Origin of the sequence: Thermoanaerobacter sp. A7A, from assembly GCF_000445185.1 — a bacterium.
Classification (GTDB): domain Bacteria; phylum Bacillota; class Thermoanaerobacteria; order Thermoanaerobacterales; family Thermoanaerobacteraceae; genus Thermoanaerobacter.
In genome coordinates this window covers 1-17,584 of the sequence record NZ_AVAF01000099.1, presented here as the reverse complement: position 1 = coordinate 17,584, position 17,584 = coordinate 1, and the positions used below count along the sequence as shown (strand labels likewise).

Genomic DNA, 17,584 nt, shown 5'->3' with positions numbered 1-17,584 from the left:
CGCTCGCGGTGAAATCACCTTAGATGAGTATACAGAAATAGTTAAAATGTTAAAAAAATAAGCTAAATAATTTGACATTATTGATTATTGCAGACTGTAGACAAACTTTTGTAAAGGAGATATTTTGCAATCGGAGCGACTTGTGACAAAGCGGCAACAAAACTTAGGGAGACTGAGGGTGGAGGCAGGGCCGAAGCCATGGATGGCGGAGGCGGGCACCTTAAGGCATGGATGCCGATTGTGCCCGGTACCCTGCCGGAGCCGAAGGTCGAGCTTTAGTTTTGTCGCTTTTGGAACATCGGAGTGACGATGCAAAATATCTCCTTTGAACATTTTTTAAATTTGTCAACAAACTGAGATAATTTGACATTATTGTTGTTTACATTGCTCCTATTGACATTTTATGATAAATTTTTTACAATATATTGAGTAGAGGGGAGTAGTTCGCATAGCTTATATGTGGTAAAGTCAACATATCGGGAAACCCTGGCTTTACCTTAAAGAGCGAGACCTTTACATAATATGTTTTACATATTATGTAAAGGTCCTAATTTATTTATAGAGCAAATATAATAGTTGGGGAGGCAATATAAAATGGAGGCACTTGTCACATCATTTGTCCTTATCTTTACTTCTGAGATGGGAGATAAGTCACAGCTCATGTCAATGGCCTTTGCTACTCTTTTTAAAGTAAGGACTGTTCTTATAAGTATATTTATCGCAGCCTTAATAAACAATGGTATTGCTGTGATATTTGGTTCGTATATCACCGAATACATTCCCATTTTTTATATAAAATTTTCAGCTGCTTTATTATTTTTGTTTTTTGGAATTTCAACTTTAATAGAGGAAGAAACAAAACAGGAAAAAATAAAAAATTCAAAATACGGTCCTGTTGCAACTATTATAAGTACATATGTACTATCAGAATTTGGAGACAAAACGCAATTGGCTGCTATAGCTTTGACTGCATCATACAACAGTCCTCTGTACATATTAATAGGCACTACTCTTGGAATATTTTTAGCAGATGTATTAGGGATAATTGTAGGCATTTATTTTAATAAAAGAATCCCTTCAAAATATTTAAAATATCTATCTTCTTTCATATTCATCGCCTTTGGTCTTTCTACTTTGTATAAATTGTTTTTCTAAGTCAAAAACGGGTACTTAAATTGTACCCGTTTTTGACCCTCTCATCGGAAGTTTTACCTGCCGTAACAGAAAACCATATTGCCTATTCTTGCCGCTATAGGAAGTGACCACAACCACGCATTAGTAGAACTTTGGTCAAAATAATACAAGGCTCCGTTTGTTGGGTCAACACCACTTAACGCATCTCTTGCTGCACTTATAGCGTCAGCTGAGGCAGGTCTATTTATCCACCCATTTAACACAGGAGTAAATTGGTAATTTCCGTATGCATCGACTTGATATATCACGTCTTTTATAGTATTAGGGAAAATACCACTTTTAACTCTGTTTATTACTACGGCCGCAACTGCTACTTTAGCCTGGTATGGTTCTCCATCTGCTTCCGCGGTAACAAGTCGCGCAAGGAGGTCAAATTCCTCTTTTGTGTAGGGTATTACACCCCTTTCAATAGAACCTCTGCTGACATCCTGATATGTCCTATTAGAAGAAGTATCACGGGGTATAATAAAGACTTGTCCAGGATATATTATGTCGCTTTTGTATCCGTTTGCAGATTTGAGCATATCAACAGTAATACCGTATTTTAAAGCAATTAAGTACAAGCTGTCACCTTTTTGGACAACATATGTGTTATCACTGCCCGGCACTTGTAAAACTTGCCCTGGATATATTATTGTATTTTGAAGGCCGTTTAAAGATATTAGCTTAGTATAGTTGGTTCCGTATTTTTGACTTATACCCCATAAGGTATCGCCGGGTTTAACTGTGTAAGTTGCGGCAAATACTGATTGGGAAATAAACAATCCGGCTATAACTGATGCGATGAGAGGTTTGACCTTGATGCGAATATTAAACATGTTGTTCCCCCTTTTGCCTCCGAGGTTAGTTGACGGGTTCGGGTTAGGGACACCCTACCACAAAAGTGGATTCACCCCAATTTAGTTCCCCCGTACCCCTCATCGGGGATTCGGCATATTTTTAACTAAATTATAGCCGGATATTTAACTTGTGTCCATATTAAACTGGTGGAAAGATAGGTACTTACTGGCACTCACTATAGCCACAGAAAGGACAAAAAACACATCCTCCTTCATGAACCAATTTAGCACCGCAATCCGGACATGCAAACACATTTACATTATTTTGATCAGCTTTATTTTCTTTTAGCTGTTTTTTATCCTCTGCCACTTGGTTTTTCATTTTAATCACCTCTATATATTGTTGTATTATTATAATAACACACAATATATAGGATTTCAAGAGCAAAGTTTGACAAAAAAATAACATCCTTCTGCTTTTTTTTGTAAAACTTACATTTTTTGATTATTCATCACCAATGATATTAAAGCATATCAAAGGTTTTATAAAAATCCGGATACGAAATATTTACACATTCAGCATTTTTTATCTTAGTTTCTCCTTCTGCCATAAGTCCAGCAACCCATAAAGACATGGCAATCCTGTGGTCATTGTAACTTTCCACTGTATTCCCTTTCAAAAATCCCGTGCCTTCTATAATCATCCCATCTTCTGTTTCAAAAATTTTAGCTCCCATTTTCTTTAATTCTGAAGTGATTGTATTTATTCTATTGCTTTCTTTTACTTTTAACTCCTCGGCATCTTTTATCACTGTTTTCCCTTCTGCGAAGACTGCTGCAACTGCTATTACTGGAATTTCATCAATAAGCCTTGGAATAAGACTTCCTCCAATTTCAATTCCTTTTAGCCTTGAAGTCTTAACTGTTATATCCGCTACTTTTTCATTGTTTATAGTTCTTTCATTTGTTAAGACAATGTCTCCTCCCATCTCTTTTATCACATCAATAATACCGGTTCTTGTAGGATTTACATTTACATTTTTTATAGTAACCTCCGAATTTGGAACGAGAGTTGCAGCAACAATAAAATATGCTGCTGACGATATATCCCCTGGTACAATAACTTTCTGCCCTTGTAATTTGTAGCCAGGGTAACAAGTTATTTTTGTGCCATTTACCTCCACTTTAGCACCAAAAGAACTAAACATGAGTTCCGTGTGATTTCTTGAAGGGTAGGGCTCTTCAATAGTCGTTTTATCATCAGCGTAAAGGCTTGCCAACATTATACTGGACTTAACCTGTGCACTGGCAATTGGCATTTTGTAATATATGCCTTTAAGTTTGTTTCCAAAAACCGTAAGAGGTGCAAAATTTCCTTCTCTTGCTTCTATTTTCGCTCCCATCATACTAAGAGGAGTTATCACTCTTCCCATAGGGCGTCTCTTTATAGAATCATCGCCTGTAAGCGTTGTCTCAAATTTTTGACCAGCGAGAATACCCATCAAAAGCCGAATAGTAGTACCCGAATTTCCTACATCAAGAATTTTTTCACTTTTATTTAGATAAAGTCCTTTTCCTTGAACTTTAACATTTGTGCCTTTTAATTCAATGTCAACACCCAAATTTTTCATACAGTTAATAGTAGATATACAATCTTCTCCTAAAAGAAAATTTTCAATCTCTGTAATTCCTTCTGCAATTGACCCAATCATTACAGCTCTATGAGATATTGACTTATCTCCAGGGACTGAGATAATACCTTTTAAAAATCTTTTCTTTTTAACTTCAATATCCATAACAACACCTCAAGTTATAGTGTTTCGATATTTTCTTGCATCTTCAAGAAACTTTTGTATGGTGTCAATATCGTCATTTTCTAAATAACAAATAAAGTCACTTAGGACTTCCCTGTAATTTTTTAGTAACTCCAAAATAACTTCTTTGTTTGTACAAATTATGTCTTTCCATATTTCAGTCTGAGACAAGGCAATTCGCGTAGTATCTTTAAACCCACCAGCTGCGTATTTAAATGCTTCACTGCATTTATCATGAGCAAAATTCGTAAGGGTAGCAGAAAGAATATGAGGTACATGACTTATTATTCCGACAATGGCATCGTGTTTATTATAATCCATTATTACCGGTTTTGCACCTATTTTTATTATTACTTCATTTATAAACAGATCCAAAACCTCATCATTTGTAGTATCAAAAGGTGTCAACAAATAATTTGAATTGACAAATAAATCTGCATCAGCGTTGTCATAACCTGCTTTTTCTGTGCCAGCCATGGGATGGCCCCCGATGAAAAAAATTTCATCGGGTAAAAATTTTTGTACTTCTTCCATTATGACTTTTTTTGTACTTCCAACGTCAGTTACAATACAGCCTCTTTTTAAATAATGAATTATATTTTTTACGCTTTCAACGACTTTTCCAACAGGTGTACATATAAAAACTATATCAGCATCTACTTGAAAATCGATGTCTGTCACGCCGTAAGAAATTACTCCTTCTTCTAATGCTTTTTGTAAACTGTCTCTATTTATATCAACACCAATAATGTCTATATCTGTGTATTTTTTTAATGCTTTTGCCATTGATCCCCCTATAAGACCCAATCCTACAATAACCGCTTTTTTTATCATGAAAAATCCCGTCCTACCGCTTTAGCGATAACTTTTATATCTTGACATAAGGCTTCAAAATTTTCTGGGGTAAGGGATTGAGCCCCATCGGATAAGGCATTTTTGGGGTCTGGATGTACCTCAATAATGAGTCCATCAGCTCCTGCTGCTATAGCAGCTTTAGCCATAGGAGCTACAAGGTGCCATTTCCCAGTGCCGTGACTGGGGTCAACAACTATAGGCAAATGACTCAATTTTTTTATAGCTGGAACTGCACTTAAATCTAAAGTATTTCGCGTATAAGTTTCAAAAGTCCTTATTCCTCTTTCACAGAGGATAACGTCTTTGTTGCCTTCACTTAAAATATACTCAGCAGCACTTAACCACTCTTCTAATGTTGCAGCAAGTCCCCTCTTCAATAAAACAGGCTTGTTAATTCTACCCACTGCTTTAAGCAATGGGAAATTCTGCATATTTCTCGCACCTATCTGTAGAACATCCGCGTATTGTGCCACTAGTTCAACTGAATGTACATCCATGACCTCTGTCACAATCTTAAGTCCAATGAGTTCTTTTGCTTCCTTAAGCATCTTTAAACCCTCTTCTTCAAGACCTTGGAAAGAATAAGGAGATGTTCTCGGTTTAAATGCCCCTCCTCTTAAAAATTGAGCTCCCGCTTTTTTAACCGCCATAGCACTTTCAAAAAGTTGTTCTCTGCTTTCTACTGCACAAGGTCCTGCCATTATAACTATGTTGTTTCCACCTATTTTTACATCCTCTACTTCCACGATGGTAGGCTCTGGTTTGAAAATTCTGCTGGCGAGTTTGTAAGGCTCCACAATAGGAATGACTTTTTCTACTCCCTCCATCATTTCTATAGCCTTACCTTCTAATTTTTTCTTATCACCTATAACACCTATGACTATTTTTTCTTCACCTTTTGAAATGTGGTAACCTAAACCGAGAGATGTTAAAAGATTTGTAATATCAGAGATTTGCTTATCAGTGGCATCAATATTCATAACAATTACCATTTTCAATTCCTCCATTCTACCGTTCTACTTAAATTTAGGATATGAACCTAATACTTTTAAAAAATCCGTTCTACCTTTTAACTCCTCTAAGGCATCCTTTACTATCTCATCTTCTCTATGCCCCTCAATGTCCACCCAAAAAACATATTCCCCAAGTTTTTTCCTTGAAGGTCGAGATTCTATTTTTGTCATATTGATTTTTTTGTTGGCCAAAACCCCTAAAGCGTTATATAAACTGCCTGGAACATTTGGGACAGAAAAAACTATTGATGTCTTGTCTTTCCCTGTGACAACCCCGTCCTTTTGAGAAAGGACCAAAAACCTTGTATAATTTTCTTTTACATCTTGTATGTCCCTATCAATTATTCTCATACCGTAAATAACAGCTGCTCTTTCAGGACCTATCGCCACTACTCCAGGTTTAGATTTGACACCCAAGACTGCTTGAGCAGTACTGTCTGTAGCTTTTATTTCCGCATTGGGAAATTTTTTAGATATATATTCCCTGCACTGAGCAATTGCCTGCTGATGAGAAAGTATACAATGTACATCTTTAAATTCAACTGGAGCATCCGAAATCAAGCAATGGGAAATAGGTATTATCACCTCTCCTTTTATCATTATCCCATTTGCGTCGTTTATCAGCATATCTACAGCAACATTTACAGAACCTTCAATAGAGTTTTCAATAGGAATTACTGCCTCTTCGCACAAGCCATTGCTTATGCAATTTATTACCTCCGGAATGGTGTTAAACTCTACAACTTCACAATTTTCAACACCTTGCGTGTATTTTATAACAGCTTCTTCAGAAAATGTTCCTTTAGGACCCAAATAGCCAACTTTCATCCAACACCCCCTTAACTTATAATATTGGTGATATTTTAATACTTTGCATAAGTAAAGTCAAGTAAATTTTTCATAAGGTCTAAAAAAGATAAAGAAAAAAGCGGTTACCCGCTTATTTTAAAACTTTTAAGATTTCTTTCTCTTTAACAGTCGTAACTTCAGCTTTTCCTAAACCACGAAGAAGAACAAAATTTATTTTGGCTTCTCTACTCTTTTTATCAAGTTTTATAGCCTCTACGATGTCTTCTTTGTGCAAATCCTCATAATCTGTAGGTAATCCTGTCCTTTGTATTAAAGAAAAAATTCTTTCAAAATATTTTTCATCAATATACCCTAAATTTAATGCAAGTTTACAAGCGTATACCATACCTATAGCAACAGCTTCACCGTGAATATACCTCTCATAACCTGTTAAAGCTTCAATGGCATGTCCTATTGTATGGCCAAAATTTAATATTGAACGCAGGTTTTCTTCTTTTTCATCAAGAGATACGATTTTCCCTTTTATTTCGCAAGATTTTTTGATTATATACCTTAATTTATCTTCTTTTAAATCTAAAATTTCATAAATGTTGCTTTCAATATACTCAAATAAACTAAAATCCCATATAATACCATATTTGATTATTTCAGCTAATCCACCAAGTATTTCTCTTTTATCTAACGTGTTTAAAACGGCGGTGTCTATATATACCATTTTAGGTTGATGAAAAGCTCCTATTATGTTTTTGCCTTTTTTTAGATTGACTGCTACTTTGCCACCAACACTACTATCAACCTGAGCCAATAAGGTTGTGGGAATTTGCACAAAGTCTATTCCCCTCATGTAAGTTGCTGCGACAAATCCAGCTATGTCTCCTACAACGCCTCCTCCAAGAGCTATAACTGAACTGTCTCTTAAAAGTCCACTATCATAAGCTTTTTCAAGAAGTCTTTGTGCCATTTCCATTGTTTTACTTGTTTCCCCTGCAGGAATAACTTCATATGACACATCAAAACGACTTTTTTTAAGACTTTCATTGAGTTTTTCAAAATACAAAGGATAAACATTAAAATCAGTTATTATAAATGTTTTACTACTTCTTACATGTTTCTTTACTATTTCTCCTAATTTATCAAAAGAATCATAGGCAAAATAAATAGGATAAGACCTTTCTTTTAAATCAATTGTTATAAAATCCAAAGTTCACACCTCACACTTTTTTATTTTAATATTATACATCATTAAAAAGAAAAAGTTAAGCAAAATGAGTAAAACGATATTTCAGCTTAAACTTCTTCTGGCTCTTTATCAAAATAAAAGAGGTACATGTCTTCAAATTCTGGTTCTACTGATTATTAAAAAACAAAAAAGGACAGTCTCTTTTACTGCCCTCTTGATTCATTATAGCATTTTTTCAAACTCATCAAGCAATTTTTCAAAAACATCCAAAGCATCGTTTACTGGTTTTGGAGTAGTTAAATCCACTCCTGCCTTCTTTAAAAGGTTTAAAGGATAATCAGAGCTCCCGCTCTTTAAAAACTCCTTGTATCTTTCTACAGCTTTTTCCCCCTCATTTAGTATCATCTGAGAAATAGCTATTGCCGCAGAAAATCCAGTAGCATATTTATAGACATAGAAATTTCTATAAAAATGTGGGATTCTCGCCCACTCATAGCTTATTCCTTCATCTACTACTATGTCATCTCCATAGTAGAGCTTATTTAATTCATAATATTTTTTGTTTAACACTTCCGCTGTAAGAGGTTCTCCTCTTTCTGCCATTTCGTGTATGAGTTTTTCAAACTCAGCAAACATAACCTGCCTATAGACTGTTCCTCTGAATTCCTCAAAAAAGTGATTTAAAAGATAAAGTCTTTCTTTTTCGTCTTTTGAATTTTTTAAAAGATAATCCATCAGTAGAGCCTCATTACAAGTAGAAGCTACTTCTGCCACAAAAATCTTATATCCTGCATACACATATGGTTGTGTCGCATTTGAATAATACGTATGCAAAGAATGTCCCATTTCATGGGCAATTGTAAATACATCATTTAATTTGCCCTGATAGTTTAAAAGTACATAAGGATGGGTGCCATAAGTTCCCCATGAATAAGCTCCAGAAGTTTTACCTCGGTTTTCATAAACATCTACCCAACGGGAATTAAACCCTTGTTTGAGTAAATTTATGTACTCATCTCCCAGCGGCTTTAGCCCTTCGAGTACCAGCTCTATTGCCTCTTCATACGTAAATTTCTTATCATATTCCTGTATCAAAGGTACATACAAGTCATACATGTGAAGTTCGTCTAAACCTAAAAGCTTCTTTTTAAGCCTCACATATCTATGTAATACATCAAGTCTACTATGTACTGTCTCTATAAGATTGTTATAAACCTCTAAACTTACATTATCTTCAAATAGTGAGGCTTCCAATGAAGAATTATATTTCCGTGTCTTCACGTAGAAAATATCTTTCTTTACATTTCCTGCCATTGTAGAAGCAAAAGTATTTATAAATTTTTTGTATGTGTCATACATGGCGTTAAATGCGGCTTTTCTGACGTTTCTGTCTTTACTCTGCATGAAGCGTACAAAATTGCCATGAGTTACTTCTACTTCTTTGCCTTCTTCATCTTTAATAATAGGAAATCTCATGTCAGCATTATTCAACATGGTGTATATATTTGAAACAGACTCTGCCAATGTTTTTGCTTCTGCTAATATTTTTTCTTCTTCCGGTGAAAGTACATGAGGTTTAAACCTAATTAAATCTTCAAGATATTGCTTATAAATCTTTAATTCTTCTAATCCTTCTATCATTTCCATTAATTTTTGTGTATCAATGGATAAAATCTCTGGAGCTATAAAAGAAGTAGCACTCATAACTTCAATGTTTAGCCTCATAGCCTTGTCAGTTAAAGCTTGATACTTGGGATTAGTATTATCTTCGTCTCTTCTCATACGGGCATAGGCAAAAATTTTGCTGGCTGTCATCCCAATTTGGTCATTAAGTTTTAGTACCTCTAATAAATTTCTTGAAGTGTTAATTTTGCCTTTAAACTTTACAATTTCTTTTAAAAGCTCTTTAGTCTTGTTATAGTCTTCTTCCCACAAATTCTCATTTTCATATATATCCTCAAGTCGCCATTTATACTTATCTTCAATTTCGCTTCTATCTTTTAAAACCTCCACTTTAATCCCCCCGTTCAACTTTTTCAAATATCTCTTTTTTAAGCCTTATCCCTGTAGGAGTCTTTGCAAGTCCCCCTTCTGCAGTTTCCCTTAAAGCGTAAGGTATGGCTTTTCCTACTTTATACAAAGCTTCTACCACTTCGTCAAAGGGTATGACACTGTCCATTCCTGCTATTGCAAAATCAGCGCATATCATAGCATTAAGCGCCCCAAGGGCATTTCTCTTTTCACAAGGGATTTCTACCAACCCTGCAACTGGGTCGCATACAAGCCCTAGCAAATTCATTATAGCAAAAGAAGCTGCCGTCAAACACTGTTCTGGTGTTCCCCCCATAAGTTCTACTAAAGCTGCTGCAGCCATCGCTGAAGCAGAACCTACTTCTGCTTGACATCCCCCCTCAGCTCCAGATAAAGTAGCATTTTTAGCTATTATAATACCTATGCCGGTAGCAGTGAAAAGAGCTCTTGTCATATCATCATCACTTTTGCCAAATTTTCTCGCCACTGTAATAAGAGCTCCCGGAATAACTCCACTGGAACCTGCAGTAGGAGCAGCAACAATTTTACCCATAGAAGCATTTACTTCTGTCACTGCAAGAGCAGAAGCAGCAGCTTTTGCCATTGTTTCACAAGAAAGAGTATTGCCAATGATTATTCTTTCATATAGTTTTTTTGCATCTCCACCTGATAAACCACTTACTGATTTTAAATCTTCATTTAAACCTTTATTAATAGCTTCTTTCATTACTTTGAGGTTATTTCTCATCTTTTGAAAAATTGTATCAAGGCCTTCTCCTGTCTTTTCTTGCTCCGCTAGCACCACAATTTGCGATATTGGTAAGTTAAATTTTTTTGTAAGTTCTAATAGTTCATAACCATGATTAAATTGATACATTTTATACCTCCCACTATTATCTTTTATTTTCTCTTAATATCTTAGTTTTTCTTTAATTTTCTCATCACAACAAGAGCATCTCATACCTCCATTACATAGGATTTATTATTATGGCATTTAAAATTCCATCAATGTTTTTTATCGTTTCTTTTGCAGCATCAGGTATTTTTTGGTCTGATTCTATGACCATAATAGCTTTATCACCTTTTGAATGCCTGTACACTCTCATAAAAGCTATATTTATTTTATAATCTGCAAAAATTTTAGTGACATTTGCTACTATTCCTGGTCTATCTATGTGATTTGTAATCAATGTTTCATATTCACCAGTAAACTCTACCTCTATGCCATTTATCTCTTTTAAAAGCACATTTCCTCCACCAATAGAACATCCTAAAATGCTGTTTTTATGTCCACTTTTACCTGTTATTATCATTTTTACAGTATTGGGATGTGGTGATTCTTCGTCACTTTCAGTAAATTTAAACTTTATCCCTTGCTGTCTTGCTATTTCAAAAGAATGAGGCAGTTTCTCATCATCTGGGTCAAAGCCTAATATCCCTGCCACAAGAGCCTTATCCGTACCATGTCCCCTATATGTACGGGCAAAAGATTCATACAATACAAATTCCACTTCTGATATATCCTCGTCTACAATTTTTCGAGCAATTTTCGCAAGCCTTGCGGCCCCTGCTGTATGAGAACTGCTGGGCCCAATCATCACAGGCCCCATAATATCAAATACACTGTATTCTCTCATACAAAATCTCCTTACGTAAAAGTTTTCTTAGCTATATTGTACCCTTCGCCCTATAAAAATGCAATAGAGCAATAAGCCAGTAAATCTGACTTATTGCTTTTTTATTTTCAATTTTTTTATATTTAAGGGTTTTAGCTTATTATGCTTGATTAGCACCTCTTTAAAAGCTACGTCAATAGTCGTACCTTTTTGATACTCTAAATATACTTCTTCAAAAAATTCTTTGCCGAATTTTTCAAATAAAAGCTCTATATATTCATCTGTATTTTCTTCATCATATGAGATTTTTCCAAAAACAAAATTTTTGCCCTTAGACCATTTTAACTTCATGATTTTTTACTCTTCCTTTATCAAAACAGCTCTTGTAGGGGAGGCTTCGGCACCTCTAATTTTTAAAGGCGCAGCATATAAGAAATATTCTCCTTCTTCTACATCTTTTAACCGTAGTCCCTCAAGAATAACTATACCTGCTCCTAAAAGAATCTTGTGAGTTTCATGCTCTGGCTGATTTCTCTCAATTCCTAATGCATCAATACCTACACCAATTACACCTTTTTCTTTTAAAAACTGGGCACCGCTTTTATCTAAATAGACAAATTCAAAATCGAAATCCTCTCTAAAAGAATTTCTTGTTTTAAATATTATAAAATCTCCTTTTTGAATGTCTTTACTTGCAAGGTCTTCCGATGTTATTTTATCAGATATATTTGTAAAGTCAAATACTTTACATTTAGTTATAACCTTATTGAGGTCTATATTTTCTACTGTATCTCCTCCCCTAATCATGTGTAGAGGAGCATCAATATGCGCTCCTGTATGCATGTCCATGCTAATACAGGACTCTCTCACATCGCCACTATCAACAGTAATAGTATGTTTAGGCCTTTTCTCTTCTTTATTTTTGTAAACAGTCATATTTTCGTGAATTTCCATTGAAATATCGTATATTTTCATTTAATTTACCCCCTTCTTTTATACATTCCACCACATTCTATTGTCCCTTAGTAACAGCTCATTTGCTTCTTTAGGTCCCCAGGTCCCTGGCTGATAATTAGGAAAGTCAGGCGTTTTGTCTTTCCATGCTTCAGCAATAGCATCTACAAACTTCCAAGAATATTCTACCTCATCCCATCGCGTAAATAAAGTAGAATCTCCTCTCATGACATCGTAAAGAAGTCTTTCATAAGCTTCTGGAGAATTATTTGAAATCTGGCAATTTTGACAAAAATCCATATCTACAGGTTGTATGGTGATATCTCCTGCCCCAGGAACTTTTGCATTAAATTGAAGCTTTACACCTTCCTCAGGTTGAATTTTTATAACTAATAAATTTGGCAATAAATTTTTATATTCTTTAAAATACAAGATTCCTGGCAACGGTTTGAACTGTATTACAATTTGTGTAGACTTTTCCGGCATTCTTTTGCCCGTGCGAATGTAGAAAGGTACTCCTGCCCAGCGAAAATTTTCCACATGCACTTTCAAAGCTACAAATGTCTCTGTATTAGAAGTAGGGGAAACTTTGTCTTCTTGTCTATATCCTGCATACTGCCCTCTCACAACATTTTTCTCAACAGCCTCTGGAGTAAATATCTCCAAAGACTTCAGAACTTTTACCTTCTCATCTCTTATAGATTCTGTATCGAGATTTACAGGCGGTTCCATTGCCGTTAAAGTTAGAAGTTGCATCATGTGATTTTGTACCATATCCCGTAACGCCCCGGCTTTTTCATAATACCCACCGCGATTTTCTATTCCAACTATTTCATTTGAAGAAATCTGAACATTATCAATATACCTTCTGTTCCACACAGGTTCAAAAAATACATTAGCAAATCTAATTACCATTATGTTCTGAAGCATCTCTTTTCCCAGATAATGGTCTATCCTGTAGGTATTCCTTTCCGTGAAAACATCAGTTATCATTTTATTTAATTTCCGTGCCGATTCCAAATCTTCTCCAAAAGGTTTTTCTATGACCACCCTTTGCCAGGAAGTCTCATTATTTACCATACCATGCCTATAGAGTTTTTCAACAATTATACCGAAATATTCTGGAGCTACTGCAAGATAGTATACCCTATTGCCCTTTGTATTGTAATTTTCATCAAGTTCTTTTAAAAAAGAACTTAATTCCATATAGCCATTATCATATACAAAGTCAAATCTCTTATAATATATCCTTTCACTTAAATCTTGCCAAACTTTTTCATCAATGTCAAATCTCGAATAATTTTTAACGGACTCTAATACTTCCTTCCTATATTGTTCCTCTGTTTTGTCTCTTCTTCCTACGGATACAACAGCAAAATTTTCAGGAAGAATTTTTTGGTATTTCAAATTGTACAAAGCAGGCATAAGTTTTCTGTGAGTCAAATCCCCTGTCCCGCCAAATATAATCATTATATTAGATATATTATTTTTAACCATAAAACCACCTCTATTAATTCTTTTCCACCGCATGTCCTCCAAACTCATTTCTCAAGGCAGCTACAACCTTTCCTGCAAATGTATCTTCTTGTTCTGAACGATATCTCATAAATAAAGACTGTGCAATTACAGGCACTGGCACTTTGAGATTTAAAGCTTCTTCTACCGTCCAGAGTCCTTCTCCAGAAGAGTGCATTACTCCTTTTATCTCAGACAATTTAGGGTCTTTTTCAAAAGCTTTTTCCATAAGCTCCATAAGCCACCCGCGAATTACTGAACCATGACTCCAAACTCTGGCCACTTCTTTTAAATCAAAATCAAACTGACTTTTCTCTAAAACCTCAAACCCTTCTCCTATAGCCTGCATCATTCCGTATTCTATGCCGTTGTGAACCATTTTTGCAAAATGTCCTGAGCCGTTTTTGCCTGTATGTAAATAACCGTTTTCCGCACCTATATCCCTAATTAGGGGTTCAATATATTTAAAGACATCATCTTCTGCTCCTATCATGGTGCAAGCCCCATGTCTTGCTCCTTCAATTCCTCCACTTGTGCCTACATCTACAAAATCAATTTCTTTTTCTTTAAGCATTTCATACCTTCTTAAAGTATCTTTATAGTAGGAATTGCCGCCGTCGATTATGATGTCATGTTCTTCAAGCAAGGGAACTAATTTTTCTATCATTTCGTCAACAGGGTCTCCTGCAGGTAACATAAGCCATATCATTCTTCTCCTTTCAAGGTTTTTTACTAAATCTTCAATTGTATAAGCTCCTTTTATTCCTTCCTTTTCAGCCTCCTTTATTTTCTCAGGTGACCTGTTATATGCCACTACCTCATGCCCATGGTCTCTCATATTTAAAGCAAGATTAAATCCCATTCGTCCTAATCCAATTAAACCTACCTTCATATAAATCCTCCTTAATAATAATTATTGTTGTATAATATTTTTTACTTGAGGGTGTTATATAATTATATCACACATTTTAAAAATTTAAATAACAAAAATCACATGCTTTCATTTAAAAAGCAGGGAAAAACCCTTCTTAATACCTTTACACTATTATTTTCCCTTGTTTTTATCTGCAATATAACAAATTTTAAAAAGGGACCTATTTTAGTCCCTTTTACCTTATTCTTAAATACACTTTTAAGTAATTTATCATATTTTTAGCATTTTCTTCATAGGTGTCTATATAAATATTTTTTCCATCAATTGTATAACTAAAATCCGTAAAACCTTGATTCATAAGGTACTCTTTTACAGAGTTTTCCCCTAAATCTCCTTGTGCAATAAGGATTTTTTCTCCCACATATTTCCCATTTACATATATACTAAATGTATCTGTAGGTACTTTTAAATTTGCATTTCCATTGTCTGGTGTAACAATTATACCAGGCGCTATGGAATTTTGCCCGTATGGATAATTCAACATTAAACATCACCTCTACTTTATTTTACTCAAAAGAATTTAACATATTCTTAACAAAAAGCGGATTGTTTTATAATCTACAATCATTTATAATAATTTGTAAATAAACAAAAAGGAGGATGTTACGTGTCAAAAAATAAAAAAATTTTGTATTTTATATGCACTGGCAATTCCTGTAGAAGTCAAATGGCAGAAGGTTTTGGCAAATATTATGGAAAAGATGATTTTGAAGTATATAGTGGTGGTGTAGAAGCTCACGGCTTAAACCCAAAAGCTATACAAGTTATGAAGGAAATAGGAATTGACATAAGCAATCAAACTTCCGATTTATTGGATGAAAATATCCTTTTTAAAGCAGATTATGTGATAACTTTATGTGGTAATGCAAGAGATAAATGTCCTGCTTTGCCTCCTTCAATAAAAAGCCTCCATTGGGACTTAGAAGACCCTGCAAGAGCAACAGGCACAGAAGAAGAAGTTTTAAATAAATTTCGTGAAATAAGAGATATAATCAAAGAAAATGTAAAAAATTTGATAGAAGATATAAAAAAGCACTCGCACTAATCACGAGTGCTTTTAAATTATAAAATCCCAGCCTCTTCATGTTTTTTCACTATTTCTTCAGCTAACTCATCAAGAGCCTTAAAGTCTTCTTCTTTTGGGAATCCTTTTATGAAAACTGGTGAAATAACCTCTACTTTTAAATTAGTAATCATTTGAGAAAGCTGGTCTTGTGCCCTGCTACCCCAATTATAAGAGCCTATAATTGAAACAAACTTTGTCTTCGGCTTTAAAGCATTGGCCAAATAAGTAGCATAAACCACCATTGGATGAGCACCTGCAAGTACTGTTGGAGTACCTATAACTATTGTAGCAGCATCCACTAATGCCATGGCAAATTCCCCTATATCTGTAACAGACAAATCAAAAGGCTTTACGATGACGCCCTTTGCCACAAGAGCAGTCTGTAGGTATTCCACCATTTTTTTCACACTGCCGTGCATGGTAGCATAAGGTATTACGACTATATTTTTAGGTTTTGCATAAACCCATTGATTATAAGCATCTAAGATAAATTTAGGGTTATTGTACACAGGACCATGACTGGGAGCAATTATATCTATATCAAAATCTTTTATTTTTTCTAAGTCCTTTTCTATAAAGTTTCTAAAAGGCATCATTATTTCTGCATAGTATCTTTTTGCTGCATCATACACTTTGCACTCATCTGTTGCATAAAGTTCAGAAGTTGCAAGATGGGAACCTAAAAAGTCACAGGTAAAAAGAATTTTATCTTGTACAAGGTAAGTAAACATTGTTTCTGGCCAATGTACCCACGGGGCATGTATGAATTTTAACGTCTTTCCTCCTAAATCTAAAGTTTCACCGTCTTCTACAGTAATAAATTTGTCTTCAGGTATTAAAAGCAAATCCATCAAATAAGTTTTTGCTTTAGGGGTACATATCACTTTAGCCTCTTTATATTTCTCAAGGACTAAAGGAATACATCCCGAATGGTCTTGCTCGGCATGATGTGCTATTATATAATCAATTTTTTCTACATCCTTTAACTGTTCCATCAAAATCTCTGAAGTCATCGGATCTACAGTATCTAAAAGGGCTATTTTATCCTTTCCTTCTACCAAATAGGCATTATAACTCGTACCATCTGGCAGGGGTATTAAAGAGTCGAATAATCTTCTTTCCCAATGTACTGCGCCAATTTTACTTACTCCTGGTTTTATAGTCATTGCTTTCATCGATGTCCCCTCCTATTTGTTAATTTCTCAACTATATTATAGCAAATAAACTCTTATAAAAAAACAATTTTCCTTAAAAGGTGTGTGTCAAAAGCTAGTAGGTGAATAATATGCTGACATTTTGCACAGACCCTTAAAAGTTTTTATTATATGCACTATTTTACCAGTATTTTATGACAGCAACTAAAACAATTTGACAAAGAATAATCATCGGTATGCCAAATACAAATAATTTATGTCTTGTCTTATGTCTAAAAAAACACATGCCAATCCATACGCCTATTGAACCACCAAATAGTGCTAAAAAGAAAAAGGTCTTTTCACTTATTCTCCAAAGTTTATGCATCGCTTTATATTTATCAATACCCATTAAAACAAAAGAAAATACATTTAAAGTTAATAAAGCAATCATTGCAATCTTGTTCATTATAACACCTCATAACAATTATACCACTTTATAAAAGGTATAAAAACTCAAAATATAGCTATCATAAAACTATGAAAAATATTGAGAGGTGTTGAAATGGTTACCTTGACTGCATCCCACATAGCATATCTAATAATGATTTTAATTATATTGATTTTACTTTTAATGAGAAAAGATATAATGTCATTTCTCAAATTAATTTAGCCTAAAATCGAAAAAAT

19 protein-coding genes and 1 riboswitch are annotated in these 17,584 nt (G+C 34.6%); of the genes, 2 read left to right on the top strand and 17 right to left on the bottom strand.

What is annotated here, in order from left to right:
- Positions 1–594 precede the first annotated feature (594 nt).
- A complete protein-coding gene (locus tag M663_RS0106815) occupies positions 595–1,155 on the top strand; it encodes a TMEM165/GDT1 family protein (protein ID WP_003869452.1) in 561 nt (186 codons plus the stop codon).
- Positions 1,156–1,208: 53 nt separating this feature from the next.
- Here M663_RS0106815 and M663_RS0106810 read toward each other — a convergent pair whose 3' ends face one another.
- The 15 genes from M663_RS0106810 to M663_RS0106740 all read right to left on the bottom strand — a co-directional run bounded on the left by M663_RS0106810 (position 1,209) and on the right by M663_RS0106740 (position 15,179).
- The gene (locus M663_RS0106810) at positions 1,209–2,012 is read right to left on the bottom strand and encodes a LysM peptidoglycan-binding domain-containing protein (protein WP_029688387.1); all 804 of its coding nucleotides are present in this window, start codon (positions 2,010–2,012) and stop codon (positions 1,209–1,211) included.
- Positions 2,012–2,138, bottom strand: a riboswitch (cyclic di-AMP (ydaO/yuaA leader). Its footprint overlaps the gene before it by 1 nt.
- A 58-nt stretch (positions 2,139–2,196) precedes the next feature.
- A complete protein-coding gene (locus tag M663_RS15345) occupies positions 2,197–2,355 on the bottom strand; it encodes a hypothetical protein (protein ID WP_009052284.1) in 159 nt (52 codons plus the stop codon).
- 142 nt (positions 2,356–2,497) lie between these two features.
- Positions 2,498–3,769, bottom strand: coding sequence for a 3-phosphoshikimate 1-carboxyvinyltransferase (gene aroA / locus M663_RS0106800; RefSeq protein WP_029688386.1), 1,272 nt, complete (start codon positions 3,767–3,769; stop codon positions 2,498–2,500).
- A gap of 9 nt (positions 3,770–3,778) precedes the next feature.
- Entirely contained in the window at positions 3,779–4,621 is an 843-nt protein-coding gene (locus M663_RS0106795; protein ID WP_029688385.1) for a prephenate dehydrogenase/arogenate dehydrogenase family protein, read from the bottom strand.
- A complete protein-coding gene (gene aroF, locus M663_RS0106790) occupies positions 4,618–5,634 on the bottom strand; it encodes a 3-deoxy-7-phosphoheptulonate synthase (RefSeq protein WP_012269262.1) in 1,017 nt (338 codons plus the stop codon). The genes M663_RS0106795 and aroF overlap by 4 nt, the downstream gene beginning before the upstream one ends.
- Before the next feature lie 24 nt (positions 5,635–5,658).
- The gene (gene pheA / locus M663_RS0106785) at positions 5,659–6,483 is read right to left on the bottom strand and encodes a prephenate dehydratase (protein WP_029688384.1); all 825 of its coding nucleotides are present in this window, start codon (positions 6,481–6,483) and stop codon (positions 5,659–5,661) included.
- 112 nt (positions 6,484–6,595) lie between these two features.
- A complete protein-coding gene (gene aroB, locus M663_RS0106780) occupies positions 6,596–7,666 on the bottom strand; it encodes a 3-dehydroquinate synthase (protein ID WP_029688383.1) in 1,071 nt (356 codons plus the stop codon).
- Between the two features lie 201 nt (positions 7,667–7,867).
- Complete coding sequence (gene pepF / locus M663_RS0106775) at positions 7,868–9,658, bottom strand: oligoendopeptidase F (RefSeq protein ID WP_029688382.1); 1,791 nt, start codon at positions 9,656–9,658, stop codon at positions 7,868–7,870.
- 1 nt (position 9,659) lies between these two features.
- Positions 9,660–10,553, bottom strand: a complete 894-nt coding sequence (gene sdaAA / locus M663_RS0106770) for an L-serine ammonia-lyase, iron-sulfur-dependent, subunit alpha (RefSeq protein WP_009052281.1) — start codon at positions 10,551–10,553, stop codon at positions 9,660–9,662.
- A 91-nt stretch (positions 10,554–10,644) separates the two neighbouring features.
- Positions 10,645–11,313: an L-serine ammonia-lyase, iron-sulfur-dependent subunit beta gene (gene sdaAB, locus M663_RS0106765; protein ID WP_029688381.1), complete on the bottom strand. Its 669-nt coding sequence runs from the start codon at positions 11,311–11,313 to the stop codon at positions 10,645–10,647.
- A 90-nt stretch (positions 11,314–11,403) separates the two neighbouring features.
- The gene (locus M663_RS0106760; RefSeq protein ID WP_003868625.1) at positions 11,404–11,643 is read right to left on the bottom strand and encodes a hypothetical protein; all 240 of its coding nucleotides are present in this window, start codon (positions 11,641–11,643) and stop codon (positions 11,404–11,406) included.
- 6 nt (positions 11,644–11,649) lie between these two features.
- On the bottom strand, positions 11,650–12,267 hold the full coding sequence (locus M663_RS0106755; protein ID WP_003868626.1) for a cyclase family protein: 618 nt from the start codon (positions 12,265–12,267) through the stop codon (positions 11,650–11,652).
- Positions 12,268–12,285: 18 nt separating this feature from the next.
- Positions 12,286–13,743: a glucose-6-phosphate dehydrogenase gene (zwf, locus tag M663_RS0106750; RefSeq protein ID WP_029688380.1), complete on the bottom strand. Its 1,458-nt coding sequence runs from the start codon at positions 13,741–13,743 to the stop codon at positions 12,286–12,288.
- A 13-nt stretch (positions 13,744–13,756) separates the two neighbouring features.
- Positions 13,757–14,653: a phosphogluconate dehydrogenase (NAD(+)-dependent, decarboxylating) gene (gnd, locus tag M663_RS0106745; RefSeq protein ID WP_029688379.1), complete on the bottom strand. Its 897-nt coding sequence runs from the start codon at positions 14,651–14,653 to the stop codon at positions 13,757–13,759.
- 217 nt (positions 14,654–14,870) lie between these two features.
- A complete protein-coding gene (locus M663_RS0106740; protein ID WP_003869468.1) occupies positions 14,871–15,179 on the bottom strand; it encodes a hypothetical protein in 309 nt (102 codons plus the stop codon).
- A gap of 123 nt (positions 15,180–15,302) precedes the next feature.
- Between M663_RS0106740 and arsC the strand changes: the two genes are divergently transcribed.
- Positions 15,303–15,740 (top strand): arsenate reductase (thioredoxin), encoded by a 438-nt coding sequence (gene arsC / locus M663_RS0106735; protein ID WP_029688378.1) that lies wholly within the window; start codon positions 15,303–15,305, stop codon positions 15,738–15,740.
- A gap of 17 nt (positions 15,741–15,757) precedes the next feature.
- On the opposite strand, the gene M663_RS0106730 is transcribed toward arsC, so the two are convergent.
- Positions 15,758–16,936, bottom strand: coding sequence for an FprA family A-type flavoprotein (locus M663_RS0106730; protein ID WP_029688377.1), 1,179 nt, complete (start codon positions 16,934–16,936; stop codon positions 15,758–15,760).
- A 160-nt stretch (positions 16,937–17,096) separates the two neighbouring features.
- Entirely contained in the window at positions 17,097–17,363 is a 267-nt protein-coding gene (locus M663_RS0106725) for a DUF1294 domain-containing protein (RefSeq protein ID WP_003868633.1), read from the bottom strand.
- Positions 17,364–17,584: the final 221 nt, after the last annotated feature.

What these genes read in the sequence shown, in the direction of transcription:
- M663_RS0106815 (WP_003869452.1), top strand. Translation starts at nt 595, where the DNA reads ATGGAGGCACTTGTCACATCATTTGTCCTTATCTTTACTTCTGAGATG.
- M663_RS0106810 (WP_029688387.1), bottom strand. Translation starts at nt 2,012, where the DNA reads ATGTTTAATATTCGCATCAAGGTCAAACCTCTCATCGCATCAGTTATA.
- M663_RS15345 (WP_009052284.1), bottom strand. Translation starts at nt 2,355, where the DNA reads ATGAAAAACCAAGTGGCAGAGGATAAAAAACAGCTAAAAGAAAATAAA.
- aroA (WP_029688386.1), bottom strand. Translation starts at nt 3,769, where the DNA reads ATGGATATTGAAGTTAAAAAGAAAAGATTTTTAAAAGGTATTATCTCA.
- M663_RS0106795 (WP_029688385.1), bottom strand. Translation starts at nt 4,621, where the DNA reads ATGATAAAAAAAGCGGTTATTGTAGGATTGGGTCTTATAGGGGGATCA.
- aroF (WP_012269262.1), bottom strand. Translation starts at nt 5,634, where the DNA reads ATGGTAATTGTTATGAATATTGATGCCACTGATAAGCAAATCTCTGAT.
- pheA (WP_029688384.1), bottom strand. Translation starts at nt 6,483, where the DNA reads ATGAAAGTTGGCTATTTGGGTCCTAAAGGAACATTTTCTGAAGAAGCT.
- sdaAA (WP_009052281.1), bottom strand. Translation starts at nt 10,553, where the DNA reads ATGTATCAATTTAATCATGGTTATGAACTATTAGAACTTACAAAAAAA.
- sdaAB (WP_029688381.1), bottom strand. Translation starts at nt 11,313, where the DNA reads ATGAGAGAATACAGTGTATTTGATATTATGGGGCCTGTGATGATTGGG.
- M663_RS0106760 (WP_003868625.1), bottom strand. Translation starts at nt 11,643, where the DNA reads ATGAAGTTAAAATGGTCTAAGGGCAAAAATTTTGTTTTTGGAAAAATC.
- M663_RS0106755 (WP_003868626.1), bottom strand. Translation starts at nt 12,267, where the DNA reads ATGAAAATATACGATATTTCAATGGAAATTCACGAAAATATGACTGTT.
- zwf (WP_029688380.1), bottom strand. Translation starts at nt 13,743, where the DNA reads ATGGTTAAAAATAATATATCTAATATAATGATTATATTTGGCGGGACA.
- gnd (WP_029688379.1), bottom strand. Translation starts at nt 14,653, where the DNA reads ATGAAGGTAGGTTTAATTGGATTAGGACGAATGGGATTTAATCTTGCT.
- M663_RS0106740 (WP_003869468.1), bottom strand. Translation starts at nt 15,179, where the DNA reads ATGTTGAATTATCCATACGGGCAAAATTCCATAGCGCCTGGTATAATT.
- M663_RS0106730 (WP_029688377.1), bottom strand. Translation starts at nt 16,936, where the DNA reads ATGAAAGCAATGACTATAAAACCAGGAGTAAGTAAAATTGGCGCAGTA.
- M663_RS0106725 (WP_003868633.1), bottom strand. Translation starts at nt 17,363, where the DNA reads ATGAACAAGATTGCAATGATTGCTTTATTAACTTTAAATGTATTTTCT.